Source organism: Vibrio sp. Y176 (assembly GCF_033438945.1).
In genome coordinates, this window is sequence record NZ_JAWOQS010000987.1 from 1 (window position 1) to 556 (window position 556).

1 protein-coding gene and 1 pseudogene are annotated in these 556 nt (G+C 45.5%); both read left to right on the forward strand.

What is annotated here, in order from left to right:
- A pseudogene (locus R7O13_RS29785) lies at positions 1–125 on the forward strand (tRNA (adenosine(37)-N6)-threonylcarbamoyltransferase complex transferase subunit TsaD); the annotation flags it as partial.
- Positions 126–282: 157 nt separating this feature from the next.
- Positions 283–556: alpha/beta hydrolase (locus tag R7O13_RS29790; protein ID WP_318305581.1), on the forward strand; the 274-nt coding region annotated here is incomplete at its 3' end.

Consider the following 556-nt stretch of genomic DNA (forward strand, 5'->3'; position numbering starts at 1 on the left):
GTACTGACAACGGTGCAATGATTGCGTATGCGGGTATGCAACGTTTGAAGAATGGTGAAGTCGCAGATATGTCGGTGGAAGCGCGTCCGCGCTGGCCAATTGACCAGCTAACGCCAATCGCGTAATCAAACCTTGTATATTGACTGGCCTCTATTTATAGAGGCCTTTGTTTTTGTGGTTTATTTCCCCAAGAAAAAGGCGTGAGATTTCCAGACTGATGTGAGCAGTTTTCTTTGTGTTCAGTGATAGGATGGCGCGGAAGAATAATAAATGGATATAACAATGAAGAAGTTTGAAATTGAAGGTCAGCAACTTGCTTACCTAGACAAAGGCGAAGGGCCTGTGCTGCTGTTTGGACATAGCTATTTGTGGGATTGCCAAATGTGGGCGCCTCAAATTGAAGTTTTGAGCCAGTCCTATCGTTGTATTGTGCCTGACTTATGGGCGCATGGTGAATCGGACGCCGCTCCTGCTTCGACCACGTCTTTAGTTGATTATGCCCAACACATGCTGGCGCTAATGGATCATTTGGAAATCGACAAATTTTCCATTGTTG